Genomic DNA, 18,602 nt, shown 5'->3' with positions numbered 1-18,602 from the left:
GGGCCTTCCCTTCCTGACGGTATGGGGGGCCGGCCTTGCCGCCGTGACATCCGGCTTGCATAAAGCAGGGGACAGGAATGCCCAGGCCGGCCGCGAAGGGACACGGGACCATGGACAAGGACCAGTTCGCCAAGAGCTATATCGACGCCATTGCCCATTGCCGGGACATGAACATGCGGTTCATCGAGATCGGCGAAGGCTGGGCCGAAATGGCCTTGCCCTACGATCCCCGCCTGATCGGCGACCCAAGGACCGGCGTGATCCATGGCGGCGCGCTGACGGCCCTGATGGACAGCTGCTGCGGCGCGGCCGTGCTGTGCCACCCGGCCGGCGGCGGCGGCACGGCGACCATCGGTCTGCGCATCGACCACCTGCGGGGCGCCGCCCCGGGGCAGGAAATCACGGTCAAGGCCACCTGCTATCACGCGACCCGCAGCGTCGCCTTCGTGCGAGCCCTGGCCTATGACGACGACCGCGAGACGCCGTTGGCCACCGCCACCGGCACCTTCACTGTGGAGCCCGCGAAATGAATGCCAAGCGCCCCGAACCCGTTCAGGTGGTCAAGCAGCGCCGGGATGCCGCACTGTCGGCGCTGGTCGAAGGCGTGCCCTATGCCGGTTACCTGGGCATCACCTTCGACCGCCGCGGCGACGAACTGACCGGTGTCCTGCATTTCCGGGACGGGCTGATCGGCAACCCCTGGCTGCCGGCGCTGCATGGCGGGGCCACGGCGGCCTTTCTGGAGGTCACGGCGATGATCTCGCTTAGCTGGACGCATCTTTGGGCGGATGTGGAAAGCGGCGCCATCGACCTGGCGCAGTTGCAGGCGGGCGACCTGCCGCGGCTGCCCAAGACCATCGACATGACGGTCGACTACCTGCGGTCGGGTCTTCCCCGGGATGCCTATGCAAGGGCGCGGATCGACCGGCTGGGCCGGCGCTATGCGTCGGTTCATGTCGAAGCCTGGCAGGACAACCGCGAACGGCTGTTCGCGCAGGCCACGGGCCATTTCCTGATGCCTGAGCGGACCGACAGCGGCGTCAGCCCGGACGTGCCGCGGCCGAACCTCTTTGCCAAGCTGGCGGAAGAGGCGCCGAATACGGGGCGTCAGACCTCGGATGACTGACAAATTCTTGGACGGGCAGGTCCCGTCGGGCGCGGCCTCGCTGGCTGCTGAAGCCTCGACCATCGAGGAGGCGCCGGGCGGCGGTCGGATCACCGGGCCGGGCGACATCACCCACCGGCGGGTGCTGAAGATCGCGCTGCCCATCGTCATCTCGAATGCCACCGTGCCGATCCTGGGCACTGTCGACACCGGCGTCGTGGGGCAGATGGGGCTGGCCGCGCCCATCGGCGCCGTGGGGATCGGCGCGATCATCCTGACCACGATCTACTGGATCTTCGGCTTCTTGCGGATGGGCACGGTCGGGCTGACCGGCCAGGCCCTGGGCGCCGGCGACAAGGGTGAGGTCGCGGCACTTCTGACCCGGGCCCTGCTGATCGGTGCCACAGCCGGGCTGGCGCTGATCCTGCTGCAGGGGCCGCTGTTCTGGCTTGCGCTGAAGATGTCGCCATCGTCGCCCGAGGTCGAGGCCCTGGCGCGGTCCTACATGGGGATCCGGATCTGGTCCTCGCCCGCGGCAATCGCGATCTACGGCATCACAGGCTGGCTGATCGCACAGGAACGCACGCGCGAGGTGCTGGTGATCCAGGTCTGGATGAACGGCATGAACATGGGTCTGGACCTGTGGTTCGTGCTGGGCCTGGGCTGGGGTGTCAACGGGGTGGCCTTTGCCACATTCCTGTCGGAATGGACCGGGCTGGCCCTGGGCCTGTGGTTCTGCCGCGGGGCCTTCAACGTGCCCGACTGGCGCAACTGGCCTGTGGTCTTTGCTGCCGCACGGCTGAAGCACATGCTGTCGGTCAACACCGACATCCTGATCCGGTCGCTGCTGCTCGAGGCGACCTTCGTGTCGTTCCTCTTCGTCACCGGCGGCATGGGCGACGTTGTGCTGGCGGCCAACCAGGTGCTGCTGCAATTCCTGATGACCACCGCCTTCGCCATGGACGGCTTTGCCTTTGCGGCAGAGGCGCTGGTGGGCCAGGCGCTTGGCGCACGGCAGCGGGCGACGCTGCGCCGCGCGGCGGTGGTGACCAGCATCTGGGGCTTCGGGATCGGCGTTGTGCTGATGATCACCTATGCCCTGGCGGGCGGGCCGGTGATCGACATCCTGACCACGTCCCAGCCGGTCCGCGATACGGCCCGGGAATACCTGGTCTACATGGTGCTGGCGCCGGTGCTGGGGACGGCGGCGTGGATGTTCGACGGCATTTTCATCGGCGCGACCCGCACCCGCGACATGCGCAACATGATGGTGATCAGCCTGGCCATCTACGCGATCTCCGCAGCGATCCTTGTCCCACTCATGGGCGCGCACGGGCTCTGGATCTCGTTGCTGATTTCCTTCGTGGCGCGTGGCATCACGCTGGCCTTGCGCTATCCCGCGCTGGAGGCGGAGGCCGAACGCCCCGCCTGAGGCCTTACAGCCAGAGGTTCCGGTCCACGCCCCGCGCCTGCGTCAGGGATGAAAAGCCGTCCCGCTCCAGCAGCTTGTCCAGTCCCTCGACGATGCGGGGGATCAGCGACATGCCTTCGAAGACCATGGCGGTATAGACCTGAACGGCGGTCGCCCCGGCGCGGATCTTGGCATAGGCGTCTTCGGCCGACCGGACGCCGCCGACACCGATCAGCGGGATCCTGCCCCCGGTTTCGGCATGCAGCATCGCCAGGACCCGGGTGGACTTGTCGAAAAGCGGCGCGCCGGAAATCCCGCCGGCCTCGGCCGCCTGCGGGCTTTTCAGCCCTTCGCGCGACAGGGTCGTGTTGGTGGCGATGATCCCGTCCAGCTTCTGTTCCAGGGCGACGTCGGCGATATCGCCGATCTCGTCCAGGGTCAGGTCGGGAGAGATCTTCAGGAAGACCGGGATATGGACGGGCAGGGCGGCGCGGGCATCCATCACCCGCGTCAGCAGCGCAGACAGGGCCGCCTTGCCCTGCAGGTCGCGCAGCCTTTCGGTATTGGGCGACGACACGTTGACGGTCGCGAAGTCGACATGCCGGCCGCAGGTCGCCAGGACCCGGGCGAAATCGCCGGCGCGGTCTTCGCTGTCCTTGTTGGCGCCCAGGTTGAGGCCGACGATGCCCCAGTGCTTGCGCCGGCGGGCCAGCCGTGCGGCGACGATGGCCATGCCGTCGTTGTTGAAGCCGAAGCGGTTGATCGCGGCCTGATCTTCGGTCAGGCGGAACAGCCGCGGCTTCGGATTGCCGGGCTGCGGGCGGGGCGTGACCGCGCCCACCTCGACAAAGCCGAAACCGGCCTGGCCCAGTGGCGCCAGCGCCACGGCATTCTTGTCGAAGCCCGCGGCCAGTCCGACCGGGTTCGGCAGGTCAAGCCCTGCCAGCTTCACCTGAAGCCGGGGCGTGGTCAGCTTGCCAGGCAGGCGCACCAGCCGGAGGCGAAGCGCCTTCAGCGCCAGCCCATGCGCCGTTTCGGGATCGAGTTTGTGCAGGGTCTTCAGCCCGAACCGTTCGACACCCGTGCTCATGTCAGGCCATCTCGGCCGGGAAGACGTGGCGGCCGGCTTCCAGCGGCACGGGGCGGCACCAGGCCACGTCCTCGCGCTTCAGTGGTGCGTAAAGATGGGGGAACAGCGCATCCCCGCGCGAGGTTTCCCACTTCAGCTTGTCGCCGAAGGGGCGGACCTTGCAGGCCAGCAGCACCAAGCCGTCTTCGCCCGCGAAATGCTTGGCGGCGGTCCCGGCGACCTGTTCGGCCGTGGAAAAGTGGATGTACCCGTCTTCCAGGTCCACGGGGGCGCCCAGCGTCTCGCCTGCGCGGTCAAAGGCCGCCCATTCGTCGGCCCGGAAAATCTTGTAGATCAGCATGCGCGTCAGATGCCGCGTTGCGGCGCAGTGCGCAAGCGGATTCCCGTGCCCGTGACGTAGCAAGACACTTTGACAACCTGCGCGCGGCATCGCAGCATCGCGGGATCAATCATCAGGGAGCACTTTCATGTTGACCCGGTTTTTCCTGTCCGCTGCCGCACTGGCGCTGTCTGCCGGCGCCGCGGCTGCCGAGTACAATTTGACGATCCTGCATACCAACGATTTCCATTCGCGGTTCGAGCCGATCAGCAAGTACGACAGCGGCTGTTCGGCCGAGGACAACACCGAAGGCAAGTGTTTCGGCGGGTCAGCCCGGCTGGTTACCGCGATCACAGACGCACGGGCGCGGGCCGGGAATTCCATCCTGGTCGACGGCGGCGACCAGTTCCAGGGCACGCTGTTCTATACCTATTACAAGGGCAAGCTGGCCGCCGAGATGATGAACAAGGAAGGCTATGACGCGATGACCGTGGGCAACCACGAATTCGACGATGGCCCCGAGGTTCTGGCCGGGTTCATGTCCGCGGTCGACTTCCCGGTCCTGATGTCGAACGCGGATGTCAGCAACGAACCGGCGCTGGCCGGCAAGCTGATGAAGTCCACGATCATCGAAAAGGGCGGCCAGAAGATCGGCCTGATCGGCCTGACGCCCGAGGATACCGACGAACTGGCCAGCCCCGGCCCGAACATCACCTTCAGCGATCCCGTCGCCGCCGTGCAGGGCGAGGTCGACAAGCTGACCGCCGAAGGCGTGAACAAGATCATCGTGCTGTCGCACTCGGGCTACAACGTCGACAAGGAAGTCGCGGCCGGCACCACCGGCGTCGACGTGATCGTGGGTGGCCACGACAATTCGCTCTTGGGGGACATGGACGGCGCCAAGGGGCCGTACCCGACCATGGTCGGCGACACCGCCATCGTGCAGGCCTATGCCTATGGCAAATACCTGGGCGAGCTGAACGTGACCTTTGACGACGACGGCAAGATCATCTCGGCTTCGGGTCAGCCGCTTCTGATGGATGCCGCCGTGACCGAGGACGCGCCCACCGTCGACCGCATCGCCGAGGCCGCCAAGCCGTTGGACGAAATCCGCAGCAAGGTCGTGGCCGAAACGGCCGCGCCCATCGATGGCGAACGCGGGTCATGCCGGGCGGCGGAATGCACCATGGGCAACCTTGTTGCCGACGCTATGCTGGACCGGGTGAAGGACCAGGGGGTCGAAATCGCGTTCACCAATGGCGGCGGGCTGCGGGCGTCCATCGATGCGGGCCCCGTCACCATGGGCGAGGTGCTGACCGTGCTGCCGTTCCAGAACACGCTGTCGACCTTCCAGGTCACCGGTGCGACGCTGGTGGCAGCCCTGGAAAACGGCGTCAGCCAGTATGAAGACGGCGCCGGCCGCTTTGCGCAGGTCGCGGGCATGAGCTATGCCTTCGATCCCACGGCCGAGGTCGGCAGCCGTATCAGCGACGTGATGGTCGGCGGCGCCCCTATCGAGATGGACAAGCTTTATGGCGTGGTGTCGAACAACTATGTCCGCGGCGGCGGCGACGGCTACAAGATGTTCGTCGATGCCCAGAACGCCTATGACTTCGGACCCGACCTGGCGGATGTGACGGCGGAGTACCTGGCCGCCAACGGGCCGTACACGCCCTATATCGACGGTCGGATCGTCAAGAAATAACCCATCCGGTCCTTCGGATCTGCAGCACCCCGCGCCCGACGGCGCGGGGTGTTCGCGTTTCGGGGGCAGGTGCCGTCAGCCGGGGCATTCGGCCACCGGACGTAACGGGCCAGTCCAACCGGCCGCGGACGGCAGGGAAAGCCAGCGGGTGGGCCGAGGAAGCTGTGGGCCGGCCGGTCCACAGGTCGCCTGCAGCGGCTTGATGCAAGCCATCCACCACGGCCCGGATCGGGCGGATCCATAGGCCGCGCCGGCGCCAGGGCAAATCACGATCCCGAGCTTGTTTGTCCGGCAGTCTGGCATAATGGGGGGAATCCCTGTTAACCTAACGGTATGTGTGGTCGTTTTGCCGTAACCCTGCCTCCGGATGCCATGGCGCAACTGTTCGAGGCCAGCCCCGCCAACGACCTGCCGGATGTTCCGAATTATAATGTCTGTCCGACAGTCAATGTCCACGTCGTGACCGGCGGCGCCTCGGGGCGGCGTCTTATGCCGATGCGCTGGGGCTTCATCCCGCACTGGTACAAGTCGCCGACCGACGGGCCGCTGCTGATCAACGCCCGGGCCGAGACGGTGGCCGAGAAACCCGCCTTTCGCCTGGCCTGCCGCGAGCGGCGCTGCCTGATCCTGGCCGCCGGCTTCTATGAATGGACCAGGACGCCGGAAGGCGTGCGGCTGCCCTGGTATATCTCGCGCAAGGACGGCGCGCCGATGATCTTTGCCGGCATATGGCAGGACTGGGGGCGGGACGATCCGAGACCCACCTGCGCCATTGTCACAACGGCCGCGAATACCGACCTGTCCGGGATTCACGAGCGTATGCCCATGATCGTGGAACAGGCGGACTGGCCGATGTGGCTGGGCGAGGCCGGGCGCGGCGCCGCACGGCTGATGCACCCCGGAAAGGCCGGTCTGCTGGACTGGTGGCGGGTCGATCCCGCGGTCAACTCGAACCGTGCGGCGGGGGCCCAGCTGATCGAGCGCCTGGTCGAGGACTAGGCGGCCTTCGGCCCCAACCCGCAATCGTGCATTGCCGGCGCCGCGGCGGCCGCTAGAACAGGCGCCATGAAACAGGCGCCGCTTCCCCAGACCCGCGATGTCGTCCTTGTCGGCGGCGGGCATACCCATGCGCTGGTGCTTCGGATGTGGGGCATGGCCCCCTTGCCCGGGGCCCGGCTGACGCTGATCAATCCCGGCCCCACCGCGCCCTATTCCGGGATGCTGCCGGGCCATGTCGCCGGCCATTATCGCCGGGACGAGCTGGACATCGACCTTGTCCGGCTGGCGCGTTTCGCCGGCGCCCGCCTGATCGTGGGTGCGGCGGACGGGATCGACCTTGCCGCGCGCACAGTCTCGGTCCCCGGCCGGCCGCCGGTGAGCTTCGACCTTTGTTCCGTCGACGTAGGCATCACCTCGGCGATGCCCGACCTGGCCGGTTTCGCCGATCATGCCGTGCCCGCCAAGCCGCTTGGTCCCTTCGCGGAACGCTGGGCGGCGTACCTGTCAGACACCGACCCGGCCCGCGTGGCGGTTCTGGGCGGCGGTGTCGCCGGGGCCGAACTGGCGCTGGCCATGGCCCATGCCCTGAAGTCGGCCGGCCGGACCGCCACCCTGACCCTGATCGACAGCGCCACGCCCCTGTCCGTTCTGGGAGAGACGGCGCGCCGGATCCTGCTGGACGAACTGGAGAAGGCCGGGGTCGAGATCCTGCCCGACAGCCCCGTCACCCGGATCGCGGCCGGTGCCCTGCACCTGGCCGATGGCCGCGTCGTGCAGGCCGATTTCATCACCGGCTCGGCCGGGGCACGGCCGTATCCATGGATGGCGGCCACGGGGCTGGAGGTGACGGACGGTTTCCTGACCGTGGGCAAGACGCTGCAGACCAGCGATCCCCAGATCTTCGCCACCGGCGACTGTGCACATATGGGCCATGCCCCGCGGCCCAAGGCCGGGGTCTATGCGGTGCGGCAGGCGCCGGTGCTGCTGGCGAACCTGAAGGCGCTGCTGACGGGCGGATCGCTGAAGATCTACAAACCGCAGGACGACTACCTGAAACTGATCTCGCTGGGCGACAGGCGGGCGCTGGGCGAGAAATGGGGCCGCACCTTTCACGGCCGGGCGATCTGGGCCTGGAAGAACCGGATCGACCAGAAATTCATGGACAGGTTCCGGGACCTGCCCAGGATGCTCGCCCCGAAACTGCCGCGCGAACGGGCCCTGGGCGTGGAGGCGGCGCTGGGCGAACGTCCGCTCTGCGGCGGCTGCGGATCCAAGGTCGGCCGGCGTGCCCTTCAGGCCGCCCTTGGTCCGGCACGGCTGGCGGGACGGGACGATATCGTGACCCTGCCGGGTGACGATGCGGCGCTTTTGCAGATGGGCCAGACCCGGCAGGTGATCAGTGCCGACCACTTGCGCGCCCTGGTCGAGGATCCGTACATGATGGCCCGCATCGCCGCGCATCACGCGCTTGGCGATGTCTGGGCAATGGGCGCTGCCCCCCAGGCGGCGCTGGCCACGATCATCCTGCCGCGCCTGTCGGACACGCTCCAGGCTCGCACCCTGGCCGAGATCATGAGCGCCGCCCGCGCCGTCATGGCCGAGGCAGGGGCCGAGATCGTGGGCGGCCACACCACCGTGGGCGACGAGCTGACCATCGGCTTCACTGTCACGGGCCTTGCCGCCAAGGGCCCGATCACGCTGGCGGGTGGCAAGCCGGGCGATGCACTGATCCTGACGAAGCCGCTGGGCTCTGGCACCCTGATGGCGGCAGAGATGGAAGGCGCGGCCCGCGGCGCCGATGTCTTGGCCGCGTGGCAGCTCATGTGCCAGGGGCAGGGCGCCGCGGCGCGGCTGCTGGCCGGGGCGCATGCGATGACCGATGTCACGGGCTTCGGCTTCGCCGGTCACCTCCTGAACATCTGCGAGGCCAGCGGGACGGGGGCCCAGATCGTTTTGGATGCCGTTCCGCTGATGGCAGGGGCCGAGGTGCTGACGGAACAGGGCGTCCGGTCCACGATTTTCGACGAAAACCGCGCCCTGGCGCCCGAACTGGCGCAGCTGCCGGACAGGGGCCGGGCGGCGCTGCTCTTCGATCCGCAGACCTCGGGCGGGCTGCTCGCCGCCGTGCCGGCCGTCGTCGCGGACGAGCTGGTGGCCAGACTGCGGGCCGAAGGCTATTCCGCGGCGCGGGTTGGGCGGCTGGTCGAGGGCCCGCCGCTTCTGTCGGTGGTCTGAGGCGTCAGGTCGATCGTCTCCAGCGCCGCCTCGATCCCCGCGGCGGCGGTCTCCAGCCCCGCATCGTCCAGCGTTTCGGCGGCCACGGTCGCCGCGACCCGCGCGCCGACGGCCTTGCGCGACTTGTCATAGGCCGGGTCATAGTGCTGGACGACCATAGCTTCGGAAAAGGCGCGCTTCTCGCCCGCGTCGATCAGCTTCAGCCAGCCTTCGACGATCGCATGCCCGCGGTGCTCGACCAGGGGCAGCAGCGTTTCATGCAACCGCGGCGCGTCGGACAGGATGTCGTCATAGGCGCGCGCCAGATAGGCGGCGCGCTGGTCCAGCGGGGCCGTCACCTCGATCCGCGGGGCGGTGCACATCGCGGCCCAGAGCTTCGGCGGGATGATCCGCGCGCCGATCTTGCTCGATTCGGCCTCGACCAGGACCGGTCGGGTCGGGTCCATACCTGTCAGCGCGGCGGCGAGGCCGGATTCGAACCATTTCTGGTCGGGCTGGCCGCCCATGTCGCCCAGAACCGACCCGCGGTGATTGGCAAGGCCCTCCAGGTCCACCACCTGCACGCCGCGGGCCTGCAACCGGTGGAGCAGGTCGGTCTTGGCGGTGCCGGTATAGCCGTCCAGCGCCACGAGCCTGTGGGGCAGGGGCCGGGTGTAAAGCATCGCGTGGACCAGCCGTCGATAAGTCTTGTAGCCGCCCTGAACGGCTTCGGACCGCCAGCCGATCTCCTTCAGCGTCCAGGCAAAGGTGCCTGAGCGCTGACCGCCCCGCCAGCAATAGACCAGCGGGCGCCAGCTGCCGCCATGGATGCTCAGAGTTTCCTCGACATGGCGCGCGATGTTGCGAAAGACTAGCGCGGCGCCGAGTTTCCGGGCCTTGAACGGGCTTTCCTGCTTGTACATCGTGCCGACCCGCGCGCGTTCCTCGTTGTCCAGGACAGGCAGGTTGATCGCGCCGGGCACGTGGTCTTCGGCGAATTCGGCAGGGCTGCGCACGTCGATCACGGAGTCATAGCCGTGGTTCAGAAGGGCAGAAAGGGAGTCGAAGGTCAGGGCCATGTGCGTAAATAGCGGAAACAGAGGGGGCGGTGAAGGCCGTCGTGTCTCCGGGGATGGTGGGTGCGGAGCACGCACCCTACGGGCCGGGATATCGCGTGGCGGCGGGCTGGGGGGCGCTGCCCCCGTCCGAGCCTGCGGCCCGGACTCCCCCGGAGGTATTTGGGAAAAGAGAAGAAAAGGGAAGGCGCCCCTGGCTTCTTCTCTTTCCAAATACTCCCGCCGGAGGCATCCGACAGGTACGACCAGGCTCTGCCGGCAGGTGTTCGGGGTAGGGTGCGTGGTTTCCACGCACCATTGCCGGTCTGAAGGTGCGTGTGGACCACGCACCCAACCGGAGACATTCGCGGCGGATGCGCCCGCCGCGGGACGGCATGTCAGACCAGGCGAGAGGTCTCTTTCGCGGCGCGGACGAAATCGGCGAACAGGGGATGCGGCGCGAAGGGCTTGGACTTCAGTTCCGGGTGGAACTGCACGCCCACGAACCACGGGTGATCCGACCATTCCACGATCTCGGGCAGGCGGCCGTCCGGGCTCATGCCCGAGAACTTCAGGCCCACGCTTTCCAGCGCCTCGCGGTAGCGGTTGTCGACCTCGTAGCGGTGACGATGGCGTTCCTCGATCCGGGTCGAATTGTAGATCTGCGCCACGCGGCTGCCTTCCGACAGGATCGCGTCATAGGCGCCCAGACGCATCGTGCCGCCCTTGTCGTCGTCGACCTTGCGCGCCACCGTGTGGTTGCCCTGCACCCATTCCTTCAGGTGATAGACGACCGGCTCGAACCGTTTCTCGCCCGACTCGTGGTCGAATTCCTCGGACCCCGCGTTCTTGACGCCAGCCAGGTTCCGCGCCGCCTCGATCACCGCCATCTGCATGCCGAGGCAGATGCCCAGATAGGGCACGTTGTGTTCGCGGGCGAACTGGGCCGCGCGGATCTTGCCTTCGGTTCCGCGTTCGCCGAAGCCGCCGGGGACCAGGATCGCGTTGTAGCCCGACAGGTGCGCCGCCGGATCCTCGCGTTCGAAGAGCTCGGCATCGACCCATTCGGTCTTCACCCGGACCCGGTTGGCGATGCCGCCATGGGTCAGCGCCTCGGCGATGGACTTGTAGGCGTCTTCCAGCTGCGTGTACTTGCCGACGACGGCGACGGTGATCTCGCCCTCCGGGTTGCGGATCCGGTCGGCCACGTCGCGCCAGCGGTCCAGCCGCGGCCGCGGTGCCGGATTGATCCCGAAGGCATCCAGAACCGCCTGGTCCAGCCCTTCGCGGTGATAGGCCAGGGGCGCCTCGTAGATCGAAGCGAGGTCCCGCGCGGTGATCACCGAATCCGGACGCACGTTGCAGAACAGCGCCAGCTTTTCGCGTTCCTTCTGCGGGATCGGCATTTCCGACCGGCAGACCAGGATGTCCGGCGCGATGCCGATGGCGCGCAGTTCCTTGACCGAGTGCTGGGTGGGCTTGGTCTTCAGCTCGCCCGAGGCGCGGACGTAGGGCAGCAGCGTCAGGTGCATGAAGATGCACTGGCCCCGCGGCATGTCCTGGCTGAACTGGCGGATCGCCTCGAAGAAGGGCAGGCCCTCGATATCGCCGACGGTGCCGCCGATCTCGCACAGCATGAAGTCGACCTCGTCCTCGCCGATGTGGATGAAGTCCTTGATCTCGTTGGTGACGTGCGGGATCACCTGGATCGTCTTGCCCAGGTAGTCGCCGCGGCGCTCCTTCTCCAGCACGTTGGAATAGATCCGGCCGGAGGACACGGAGTCCGTCTTCCGCGCGGCCACGCCGGTGAAGCGTTCGTAGTGGCCCAGGTCCAGGTCCGTCTCGGCGCCGTCGTCGGTCACGAAGACCTCGCCATGTTCGAAGGGGCTCATCGTGCCGGGATCGACGTTGAGGTAGGGGTCCAGCTTGCGCAGCCGGACGGAAAACCCGCGGGCCTGAAGCAGACTGCCCAGGGCGGCCGAGGCCAGCCCCTTGCCAAGCGAGGACACCACACCACCGGTGATGAAGATGAAACGCGCCATGTCGGTCGGAGACCTCCCGTGATGAGCGCCCGAAGGCGTGCGATTCGCATGAATGCCCGGCGAAAAAATCCGCTGGTCACGGGACTCCATCAGTAACCTATTCGGAGCCCGAGCGCAAGAGAAACGCAAGATGATGTTGGTCGGAAACGGCGTCGGTCAAGACCTAGTGCCGTGCCGGGACAATGACGGCAGCAGCGCGCAGGGGCGTCGCTGCCGGCGGGACAGTTCGGAATGCGGCGCGCCGGATCAGTCGGCGCGCGGGACCGACGAGCCGGTGTTTTCGGGCGTCGGGGGCAGCAGGTCGGACCCGGACGGCAGGCCGGGGACGGCCGGTGCCTCGAAGGGGGTCGGGTCCTCGGGGCCGATCACGTCCATGACCGAACCCTGCGATGCCTTTTCGGCGGCCAGGATCGTCAGCGTCAGCGAGGTGCAGAGGAAGGCGATCGCCAGCCCCCAGGTCACCTTGCCAAGCGCGGTCGCCGCGGCCCGGCCGGTCATCACACCGCCGCCGCCACCGCCGGATCCCATGCCCAGCCCGCCCCCTTCGGAGCGCTGCAGCAGCACCACGCCGACCAGCCCGAGGGCCAGCAGCAGGTGAACGATGAGGACGACGTTTTCCATCTGGACGATCCGCGGCAGTTCTGGCCCATCTGCCCGGATGCTTCCCTCAACAGGGGACGCACCCCGGTCGGGGCGTGTTCGATGATCGGCCGGTATGTAGGCAAGATCGCCCGGGGGCGCAAGGCAAGATAGGGTCAAGAACCCGTGGCGATTGCCCGCGCGGGGCGCTAGCTGTTTCAACGAGACTGGACAGGTGGGCGCGCCGCGCGCATGGTCCGGTTCATGCCACACGATCATCACCACGACCATCGTCATGGGGCCGAGGACCACGCCCACGCCCTGTTGCCGCCGGACCCTGCGCTGCGGGTCAAGGCGCTGGAAACCATCCTGACCGCGAAGGGAGTCATCGACCCGGCGGCGCTGGACGTTATCATAGACACCTATGAAACGAAGATCGGCCCCCGCAACGGGGCCGAGGTCGTCGCCCGTGCCTGGGCTGATCCGGATTTTCATGCCCGCCTGATGGAGGACGCGACGCCGGTCGTGGCCGACCTGGGCTTCTTCGGTCGGCAGGGCGAACATATCGTGGCGGTCGAGAACACGGCCGAGGTCCACAACATGGTGGTCTGCACATTGTGCAGTTGCTACCCGTGGCCGCTGCTGGGGATTCCGCCGGCCTGGTACAAGTCCGATGCCTATAGGTCCCGCGCCGTGCGCGAGCCGCGGAAGGTCCTGGCGGATTTCGGCGTGACCCTGCCCGAAGGCAAGGCCGTGCGGGTCTGGGATTCGACGGCCGAGATCCGGTATCTGGTCATCCCCGAACGCCCCGCAGGCACTGAGGGCTGGGACGTCGAACGCCTGGCGGCGCTGGTCACCCGCGACAGCATGATCGGTACGGGCCTCGCCCGCGTGCCGGAGGATGCCGCATGACCAAGGTCCACGACATGGGCGGGCGCTTCTTCGACGGGCCGGTGCTGCCCGAGCCGGAGGATGCCGATCACTACCCCGAGGCCTGGCAGGCACGCGCCATGGCGCTGACCGTGGCGGCTGGGGCCTGCGGCAAGTGGAATATCGACATGTCGCGGAAAGCGCGCGAGTCGGTGGTGCCGAAGGATTACATGGCCTTCACCTATTACGAGAAATGGCTGGCCGGGCTGGCCGATATCGCGGTGGAAACCGGTGTCGTGACCCGCGCGGAACTGGCGGCGGGCGCGTCCGACGGCCCGCTGGAGGGCGCGCGCCGCCTGACGCCGGACACGGTGCCGGGGGCGTTGGCCAAGGGGGCGCCTGCCGACCGGCCCAGCACTGTCCCGGTCCGCTTTGCGGTGGGCGAGAGGGTGAAGGCGCTGCGGCTGGCGGGGAACCGGCTGGTGCCGGGCGGACATACGCGCCTGCCGGACTATGCCGCGGGGGCCACGGGGCGCATCCTGCGGCTGCACGGCTCCCATGTCCTGCCGGATTCCAACGCCCATGGCCTGGGCGAGGCGCCGGAGCCGCTTTACGCCGTGGCCTTCCCGGCGGCGGAACTTTGGGTGAACCCGGAACATCCCGGCGACGAGGTCATCATCGACATGTGGCAAAGCTATCTGGAGCCGGCATGACCGGCCAGATGACGGACAGGCCGGAACCCGTATTCGCAGCGCCCTGGCACGCGCAGGTCTTTGCGCTGACGGTGCACCTGAACGAAAGCGGCCTGTTCGCCTGGCCCGACTGGGCCGAACGGTTCGGCGCCGGGCTGAAGGCGCGGGGGCTGGCGAAGGAACTGGACGGGGGCGAGGATTACTTCTCGGTCTGGCTGGAGGTTCTGGAAGGCTACCTTGCGGAGCTGGGGCAGGCGGAGCCGGCCGAGGTAGAGAGATTCCGCGCGGCGTGGGAGGCCGCGTACCTGGCGACGCCCCATGGCGAGCCGGTACACCTGCAGGCCAGCGCCTGATCCAAAGGCGCGCCTACGGCGCACACGATGCCGGCGCGTCCCTTCGGGACACGCCGGCAGGGCAGGCATGACCTTTCGGCAGATGCATGGGGGCCATGCGCGGCGAAAAGCAGCTTTCGGGAACGCAACGACAAGCGTATAGGGGGCCCCGGACCAAAACCGGGGAGTACCGAAATGGCCAATGTCGTCGTCGTCGGCGCCCAATGGGGCGACGAAGGTAAGGGCAAGATCGTCGACTGGCTGAGCGAGCGAGCCGACGTGATCGCGCGCTTCCAGGGCGGGCACAATGCCGGCCACACGCTTGTCATCGATGGCGAGGTCTACAAGCTTCACGCGCTGCCGTCCGGTGTCGTCCGCGCAGGCAAGCTGTCGATCATCGGCAACGGTGTCGTGCTGGACCCCTGGCATCTGGTGGGCGAGATCGCGAATATCCGGTCACAGGGCGTCTCCATCACGCCCGAAACGCTGATGATCGCCGAGAATACGCCGTTGATCCTGCCGTTCCACGGCGAACTGGACCGCGCGCGCGAGGCGCAGAATTCGGTCGCCAAGATCGGCACCACCGGTCGCGGCATCGGGCCCTGCTATGAAGACAAGGTCGGCCGTCGGGTGATCCGGGTCGCGGACCTGGCCGATGATGCCACGCTGCGGCTGCGGGTCGACCGGGCTCTGGTCCACCACAACGCGCTGCGGGCGGGCCTGGGGCTGGAACCCATCGACGCCGAGGCGCTGATCGCCGACCTGAAGGCCATCGCGCCCGAGATCCTGCAATACGCGGCCCCGGTCTGGAAGGTGCTGAACGAGCATCGCCGCGCCGGCAAGCGGATCCTGTTCGAAGGCGCGCAAGGTGCGCTGCTGGACATCGATTTCGGCACCTATCCCTATGTCACCTCGTCCAACGTCATCGCAGGGCAGGCGGCCACGGGCACGGGCCTTGGACCGGATGCCATCGACTTCGTCCTGGGGATCGTGAAGGCCTATACGACCCGCGTCGGCGAAGGCCCGTTCCCGACCGAGTTGCTGGACGACGACGGCGAACGCCTGGGCACCCGTGGCCACGAATTCGGCACCACCACCGGCCGCAAGCGCCGCTGCGGCTGGTTCGATGCCTGCCTGGTGCGGCAGACCTGCCAGACCTCGGGCGTCAGCGGTATCGCCCTGACCAAGCTGGACGTGCTGGACGGGTTCGAGACGCTGAAGATCTGCGTGGGTTATGAACTGAACGGCGAACGCTACGACTATCTGCCGACGGCGGCGGATCAGCAGGCGCATTGCACGCCCATCTATGAAGAGATGGAAGGCTGGTCGGAATCGACCGAAGGCGCGCGCAGCTGGGCGGACCTGCCGGCCAACGCGATCAAATACGTGCGCCGCGTGGAAGAGCTGATCGGCTGCCCGGTGGCGATGCTGTCGACCTCGCCCGAGCGCGAGGACACGATCCTGGTCACCGACCCCTTCGCCGACTGATGGCAGAAGATCCGAAACCCGCGTCCAAAGCTGCGCCCGACGCCCAGCCCCAGTCCGACGCCACGTCCGACGCCACGTCCGATGCCAAGTCCGGGGGCCTGTCCTACAAGGCCCGCCGGCGCTGGTCGATGCTGATCCTGGTGGTGGGCCTTCCGGCCTATATCGTGGTCGCGGTCACGATCATGAATCTGCTGAACCGCCCGCCGATCTGGGTGGAATTCCTGGTCTATGCGGCGCTGGGTGTCGCCTGGGCCTTTCCCTTGCGGTTCGTTTTCCGGGGTGTCGGACGGGAAGACCCGGACGCCTGATCTGCGGGCCGGTCCATGCCGGAAGGGTCCAGCCCGTCCGTTGTGGGCAGGCGGTTCCGGTCCTTGCAGGTCGACAGACCCAGGGCGACCGGATGCCCGACCTCCTGCGGATGCCGGGACCTTTTGAAGGCTGCCCCCAGGACGCCGCGCAACCGGCCCAGCGGATTGGGGCAGTTGAAGATCCGCAGACATGTCCCTTGCGCAATTGTCCGGGCGGTCCGGACCAAGGTCGCCGCCAGACCTACCTTGGCCGTTCCCGGATGCGGCCGGCCGGCCTGAGCGTTGGGCTGCCCTGACGGTTGCGTTACATCCCCTGACGTGGCCACCCATCCTGCCGTCGCGCCGTCCCGAACCAGAGCGGCGGCAAGGTCTGCGCGGTACATCTCGACCTTTGGCGCGGCCGGGCGGGGGCGCCGGGCATGGTCCCCGCCGTCACTGGTTGCGGCACGTGCCGCGCGCAGGTGCGTATAGGTGGCCCTGCCAGACCCGGCATCCGTCCGGCACAGCCGGGCTTCCGCGGCGGTCATCAGGCGGGCGACCTCGGCTTCGGCACGGTCCGGTTCGCTGTGGACGCTGCCGGCAGCGGAGCGCGGTCGGGCCACCCGGTCGACGGTACATGAAAACAGACCGCAGGGGGCCCGCAGCCCGCTGGCAGAGTTGACCATGACGGTTCGCCCCCTCTATGCGCATTCGACGCGTCAACGGGACCGGGGTCCCGGAAGTGGGGCGATTCTGTATTGATATGTCTAGCAATTGATGAACGACGGGACGCGCGCTGTGGATAAGACAGGGGACAAAACCGGCAGGACGGCCATCGTGACGTCCCGCGATCCGGTCACGCTGATCGGGGGCGGTTCGGTGTCGGACGACGATATCGCGCTGGCGCTAGCGCGGGCGCCGTTGCTGGTGGCGGCCGATGGCGGCGCGGGGCCGGCGCTGGCGGCGGGCCATGTCCCGCATGCGGTGATCGGCGACTTCGATTCGCTGTCGCCGGACCTTCTGGCGCAGATCCCGGAAGACCGCCGTTTCCACATTGCCGAACAGGACAGCACCGATTTTGACAAGGCCCTGCGCAGCACGCAGACGCCGCTGGTGCTGGCCGTGGGCTTTCTTGGCCGGCGGCTGGACCATCAACTGGCAGCCCTGAACGTTCTGGTCCGCCACGCCGACCGCGCCTGTATCCTGATCGGCCGCTCCGAGATCGTCCTGCACCTGCCACCGAAGTTCGGGATCGCGCTGGATGCGGGCGATCCTGTGTCGCTTTTCCCGATGCAGCCGGTGACCGGGCGGTCGACCGGTCTTGACTGGCCCATCGACGGGCTGCATTTCGCGCCCGGCGCGCGGATCGGGACGTCGAACCGTGCGAGCGGCGGAACTGTGGACATCGCGATGGACGGGCCGGGCATGGTGGCCATGTTCCCGCGCGCGGCACTGGATGCCGCGATCAGATCGCTTGGGCCTGTTCCCCTGGCAACAGGTCGCTGAGCCGTGCCGATTCGGCCGCGCGGGCCTTGGCGCGCTCGACCAGCATGATGTACAGGCCCGCGGTCACAGTGATGACTATGCCAAAGGTGGCTTGTGCATTGGGGAAGTCGCCGAAGATCATCCAGCCGATGGCGGCGGCAATCGGGATCTCGATGTATTGCAGGGCCGCAAGCATCGCGGAGGGCGCAAAGCGCAGGGACCAGGTCATCAGAAGATGCGCGCTGGTGCCGACGACCCCCAGGCCCAGCAGCAGCATCCAGTCGGCGCGCGTGGGGGACACGATTTCCAGCGGGCCAAGTCCCGCGGCTTCGCCCAGAAGAAGGACTGGCAGGGTGCCCGCAAAGGCCATCACACCGGTCACGGCCTGCAGGCCGACCGGGTCGGTCCGCGCGGCGATCTTGCGGGTGGTCAGCACGAAGAACGAAAACGTCACCGCCACACCCAGCGGCAGAAGCGCCGGCCAGCCGATGTCGTTAAAGCTGGGCTGGATCACCAGAAGCGTACCACCGAAACCGGCCAGGCAGGCCGACAGGCGCTGGGGCCCGATTTCTTCCCCCAGAAGCAGCTTGCCAAGAACCAGCAGAACGAAGGGCATGACGAAACAGATGGCGATGCAGTCGGCCAGAGGCAGGTAGCGCAGCGCGGTGAACATCAGAGCGATCCCGGCCATCTGGAACAGCGTGCGCAGGATGGCCAGGCGCAGGACCTCGCCACGCAGGCGCCAGGCACTCCCCAAGGTCCAGACCAGCGGGATCAGGAAAAGCGCCTGAAGCCCGAAGCGCACCAGCACAACTTGCCCAATCGGAACCGTCTGACCCACCAGCTTGGCCAGCGTCTCGCCGAAGGGGGCGATCAGGCAGAAGGCCAGCATCAGGGCAAGACCGAGTGTCGGTCGATCACTTGCCATG

17 protein-coding genes and 1 pseudogene are annotated in these 18,602 nt (G+C 67.6%); 12 read left to right on the top strand and 6 right to left on the bottom strand.

All coding sequences use genetic code 11. The features are described from left to right. Positions 1 to 110: 110 nt before the first annotated feature. The 3 genes and pseudogenes from FQK05_RS16180 to FQK05_RS16170 all read left to right on the top strand — a co-directional run bounded on the left by FQK05_RS16180 (position 111) and on the right by FQK05_RS16170 (position 2,537). Positions 111 to 530, top strand: coding sequence for a PaaI family thioesterase (locus FQK05_RS16180; protein WP_158968706.1), 420 nt, complete (start codon positions 111 to 113; stop codon positions 528 to 530). Then, positions 527 to 1,033: pseudogene (locus FQK05_RS16175) on the top strand (PaaI family thioesterase); the annotation flags it as partial. The gene FQK05_RS16180 and the pseudogene FQK05_RS16175, both read left to right, overlap by 4 nt. A gap of 85 nt (positions 1,034 to 1,118) precedes the next feature. Continuing rightward, the gene (locus FQK05_RS16170; RefSeq protein ID WP_158968702.1) at positions 1,119 to 2,537 is read left to right on the top strand and encodes an MATE family efflux transporter; all 1,419 of its coding nucleotides are present in this window, start codon (positions 1,119 to 1,121) and stop codon (positions 2,535 to 2,537) included. 4 nt (positions 2,538 to 2,541) lie between these two features. On the opposite strand, the gene FQK05_RS16165 is transcribed toward FQK05_RS16170, so the two are convergent. Next, on the bottom strand, positions 2,542 to 3,606 hold the full coding sequence (locus FQK05_RS16165; RefSeq protein WP_158968700.1) for a quinone-dependent dihydroorotate dehydrogenase: 1,065 nt from the start codon (positions 3,604 to 3,606) through the stop codon (positions 2,542 to 2,544). A 1-nt stretch (position 3,607) separates the two neighbouring features. After that, positions 3,608 to 3,946, bottom strand: a complete 339-nt coding sequence (locus FQK05_RS16160) for a DUF952 domain-containing protein (protein WP_158968698.1) — start codon at positions 3,944 to 3,946, stop codon at positions 3,608 to 3,610. 127 nt (positions 3,947 to 4,073) lie between these two features. On the opposite strand from FQK05_RS16160, the gene FQK05_RS16155 reads away from it, so the two are divergent. The 3 genes from FQK05_RS16155 (at position 4,074) to selD (ending at position 8,864) form a co-directional block, all read left to right on the top strand. Next, on the top strand, positions 4,074 to 5,630 hold the full coding sequence (locus tag FQK05_RS16155) for a bifunctional metallophosphatase/5'-nucleotidase (RefSeq protein WP_199252692.1): 1,557 nt from the start codon (positions 4,074 to 4,076) through the stop codon (positions 5,628 to 5,630). Between the two features lie 333 nt (positions 5,631 to 5,963). Beyond that, complete coding sequence (locus tag FQK05_RS16150) at positions 5,964 to 6,629, top strand: SOS response-associated peptidase (RefSeq protein ID WP_158968696.1); 666 nt, start codon at positions 5,964 to 5,966, stop codon at positions 6,627 to 6,629. 66 nt (positions 6,630 to 6,695) lie between these two features. Next, positions 6,696 to 8,864 (top strand): selenide, water dikinase SelD, encoded by a 2,169-nt coding sequence (gene selD / locus FQK05_RS16145; protein WP_158968694.1) that lies wholly within the window; start codon positions 6,696 to 6,698, stop codon positions 8,862 to 8,864. Here selD and mnmH read toward each other — a convergent pair. From mnmH to secG, 3 genes are all read right to left on the bottom strand, one after another. Continuing rightward, complete coding sequence (gene mnmH / locus FQK05_RS16140; protein ID WP_158968692.1) at positions 8,804 to 9,922, bottom strand: tRNA 2-selenouridine(34) synthase MnmH; 1,119 nt, start codon at positions 9,920 to 9,922, stop codon at positions 8,804 to 8,806. The two genes, selD and mnmH, sit on opposite strands and share 61 nt — an antisense overlap. A 374-nt stretch (positions 9,923 to 10,296) precedes the next feature. After that, entirely contained in the window at positions 10,297 to 11,940 is a 1,644-nt protein-coding gene (locus FQK05_RS16135; protein ID WP_158968690.1) for a CTP synthase, read from the bottom strand. 246 nt (positions 11,941 to 12,186) lie between these two features. Then, on the bottom strand, positions 12,187 to 12,561 hold the full coding sequence (gene secG / locus FQK05_RS16130) for a preprotein translocase subunit SecG (protein ID WP_158968688.1): 375 nt from the start codon (positions 12,559 to 12,561) through the stop codon (positions 12,187 to 12,189). Between the two features lie 222 nt (positions 12,562 to 12,783). On the opposite strand from secG, the gene nthA reads away from it, so the two are divergent. From nthA to FQK05_RS16100, 6 genes are all read left to right on the top strand, one after another. Continuing rightward, entirely contained in the window at positions 12,784 to 13,431 is a 648-nt protein-coding gene (gene nthA / locus FQK05_RS16125) for a nitrile hydratase subunit alpha (RefSeq protein ID WP_158968686.1), read from the top strand. Beyond that, positions 13,428 to 14,102, top strand: a complete 675-nt coding sequence (gene nthB, locus FQK05_RS26165; protein ID WP_158968684.1) for a nitrile hydratase subunit beta — start codon at positions 13,428 to 13,430, stop codon at positions 14,100 to 14,102. Before nthA ends, nthB begins: the two co-directional genes overlap by 4 nt. Further along, positions 14,099 to 14,434 (top strand): nitrile hydratase accessory protein, encoded by a 336-nt coding sequence (locus tag FQK05_RS26160; protein WP_158968682.1) that lies wholly within the window; start codon positions 14,099 to 14,101, stop codon positions 14,432 to 14,434. The genes nthB and FQK05_RS26160 overlap by 4 nt, the downstream gene beginning before the upstream one ends. A 174-nt stretch (positions 14,435 to 14,608) precedes the next feature. Continuing rightward, positions 14,609 to 15,901 carry an adenylosuccinate synthase gene (locus FQK05_RS16110; protein ID WP_158968680.1) on the top strand — a complete coding sequence of 431 codons (1,293 nt, stop codon included), beginning with the start codon at positions 14,609 to 14,611 and terminating at the stop codon, positions 15,899 to 15,901. 98 nt (positions 15,902 to 15,999) lie between these two features. Then, positions 16,000 to 16,209 carry a DUF2842 domain-containing protein gene (locus FQK05_RS26155; RefSeq protein WP_267902374.1) on the top strand — a complete coding sequence of 70 codons (210 nt, stop codon included), beginning with the start codon at positions 16,000 to 16,002 and terminating at the stop codon, positions 16,207 to 16,209. Positions 16,210 to 17,025: 816 nt separating this feature from the next. Then, positions 17,026 to 17,694 carry a thiamine diphosphokinase gene (locus tag FQK05_RS16100; RefSeq protein ID WP_233270542.1) on the top strand — a complete coding sequence of 223 codons (669 nt, stop codon included), beginning with the start codon at positions 17,026 to 17,028 and terminating at the stop codon, positions 17,692 to 17,694. Here the strand turns inward: FQK05_RS16100 and FQK05_RS16095 are convergent. Further along, the gene (locus FQK05_RS16095) at positions 17,654 to 18,601 is read right to left on the bottom strand and encodes a DMT family transporter (RefSeq protein ID WP_158968674.1); all 948 of its coding nucleotides are present in this window, start codon (positions 18,599 to 18,601) and stop codon (positions 17,654 to 17,656) included. The two genes, FQK05_RS16100 and FQK05_RS16095, sit on opposite strands and share 41 nt — an antisense overlap. Position 18,602: the final 1 nt, after the last annotated feature.

It is taken from the genome of Chachezhania sediminis (assembly GCF_009765275.1).
In the GTDB taxonomy this organism is placed as follows: domain Bacteria; phylum Pseudomonadota; class Alphaproteobacteria; order Rhodobacterales; family Rhodobacteraceae; genus Chachezhania; species Chachezhania sediminis.
The sequence above is the reverse complement of the archived record's forward strand: the minus strand, read 5'-3'. Positions and strand labels throughout refer to the sequence as shown.

What these genes read in the sequence shown, in the direction of transcription:
- selD (WP_158968694.1), top strand. Translation starts at nt 6,696, where the DNA reads ATGAAACAGGCGCCGCTTCCCCAGACCCGCGATGTCGTCCTTGTCGGC.
- FQK05_RS16165 (WP_158968700.1), bottom strand. Translation starts at nt 3,606, where the DNA reads ATGAGCACGGGTGTCGAACGGTTCGGGCTGAAGACCCTGCACAAACTC.
- FQK05_RS16160 (WP_158968698.1), bottom strand. Translation starts at nt 3,946, where the DNA reads ATGCTGATCTACAAGATTTTCCGGGCCGACGAATGGGCGGCCTTTGAC.
- FQK05_RS26160 (WP_158968682.1), top strand. Translation starts at nt 14,099, where the DNA reads ATGACCGGCCAGATGACGGACAGGCCGGAACCCGTATTCGCAGCGCCC.
- FQK05_RS16150 (WP_158968696.1), top strand. Translation starts at nt 5,964, where the DNA reads ATGTGTGGTCGTTTTGCCGTAACCCTGCCTCCGGATGCCATGGCGCAA.
- nthB (WP_158968684.1), top strand. Translation starts at nt 13,428, where the DNA reads ATGACCAAGGTCCACGACATGGGCGGGCGCTTCTTCGACGGGCCGGTG.
- FQK05_RS16155 (WP_199252692.1), top strand. Translation starts at nt 4,074, where the DNA reads ATGTTGACCCGGTTTTTCCTGTCCGCTGCCGCACTGGCGCTGTCTGCC.
- nthA (WP_158968686.1), top strand. Translation starts at nt 12,784, where the DNA reads ATGCCACACGATCATCACCACGACCATCGTCATGGGGCCGAGGACCAC.
- mnmH (WP_158968692.1), bottom strand. Translation starts at nt 9,922, where the DNA reads ATGGCCCTGACCTTCGACTCCCTTTCTGCCCTTCTGAACCACGGCTAT.
- FQK05_RS16135 (WP_158968690.1), bottom strand. Translation starts at nt 11,940, where the DNA reads ATGGCGCGTTTCATCTTCATCACCGGTGGTGTGGTGTCCTCGCTTGGC.
- FQK05_RS16110 (WP_158968680.1), top strand. Translation starts at nt 14,609, where the DNA reads ATGGCCAATGTCGTCGTCGTCGGCGCCCAATGGGGCGACGAAGGTAAG.
- secG (WP_158968688.1), bottom strand. Translation starts at nt 12,561, where the DNA reads ATGGAAAACGTCGTCCTCATCGTTCACCTGCTGCTGGCCCTCGGGCTG.
- FQK05_RS16095 (WP_158968674.1), bottom strand. Translation starts at nt 18,601, where the DNA reads ATGGCAAGTGATCGACCGACACTCGGTCTTGCCCTGATGCTGGCCTTC.
- FQK05_RS16170 (WP_158968702.1), top strand. Translation starts at nt 1,119, where the DNA reads ATGACTGACAAATTCTTGGACGGGCAGGTCCCGTCGGGCGCGGCCTCG.
- FQK05_RS16180 (WP_158968706.1), top strand. Translation starts at nt 111, where the DNA reads ATGGACAAGGACCAGTTCGCCAAGAGCTATATCGACGCCATTGCCCAT.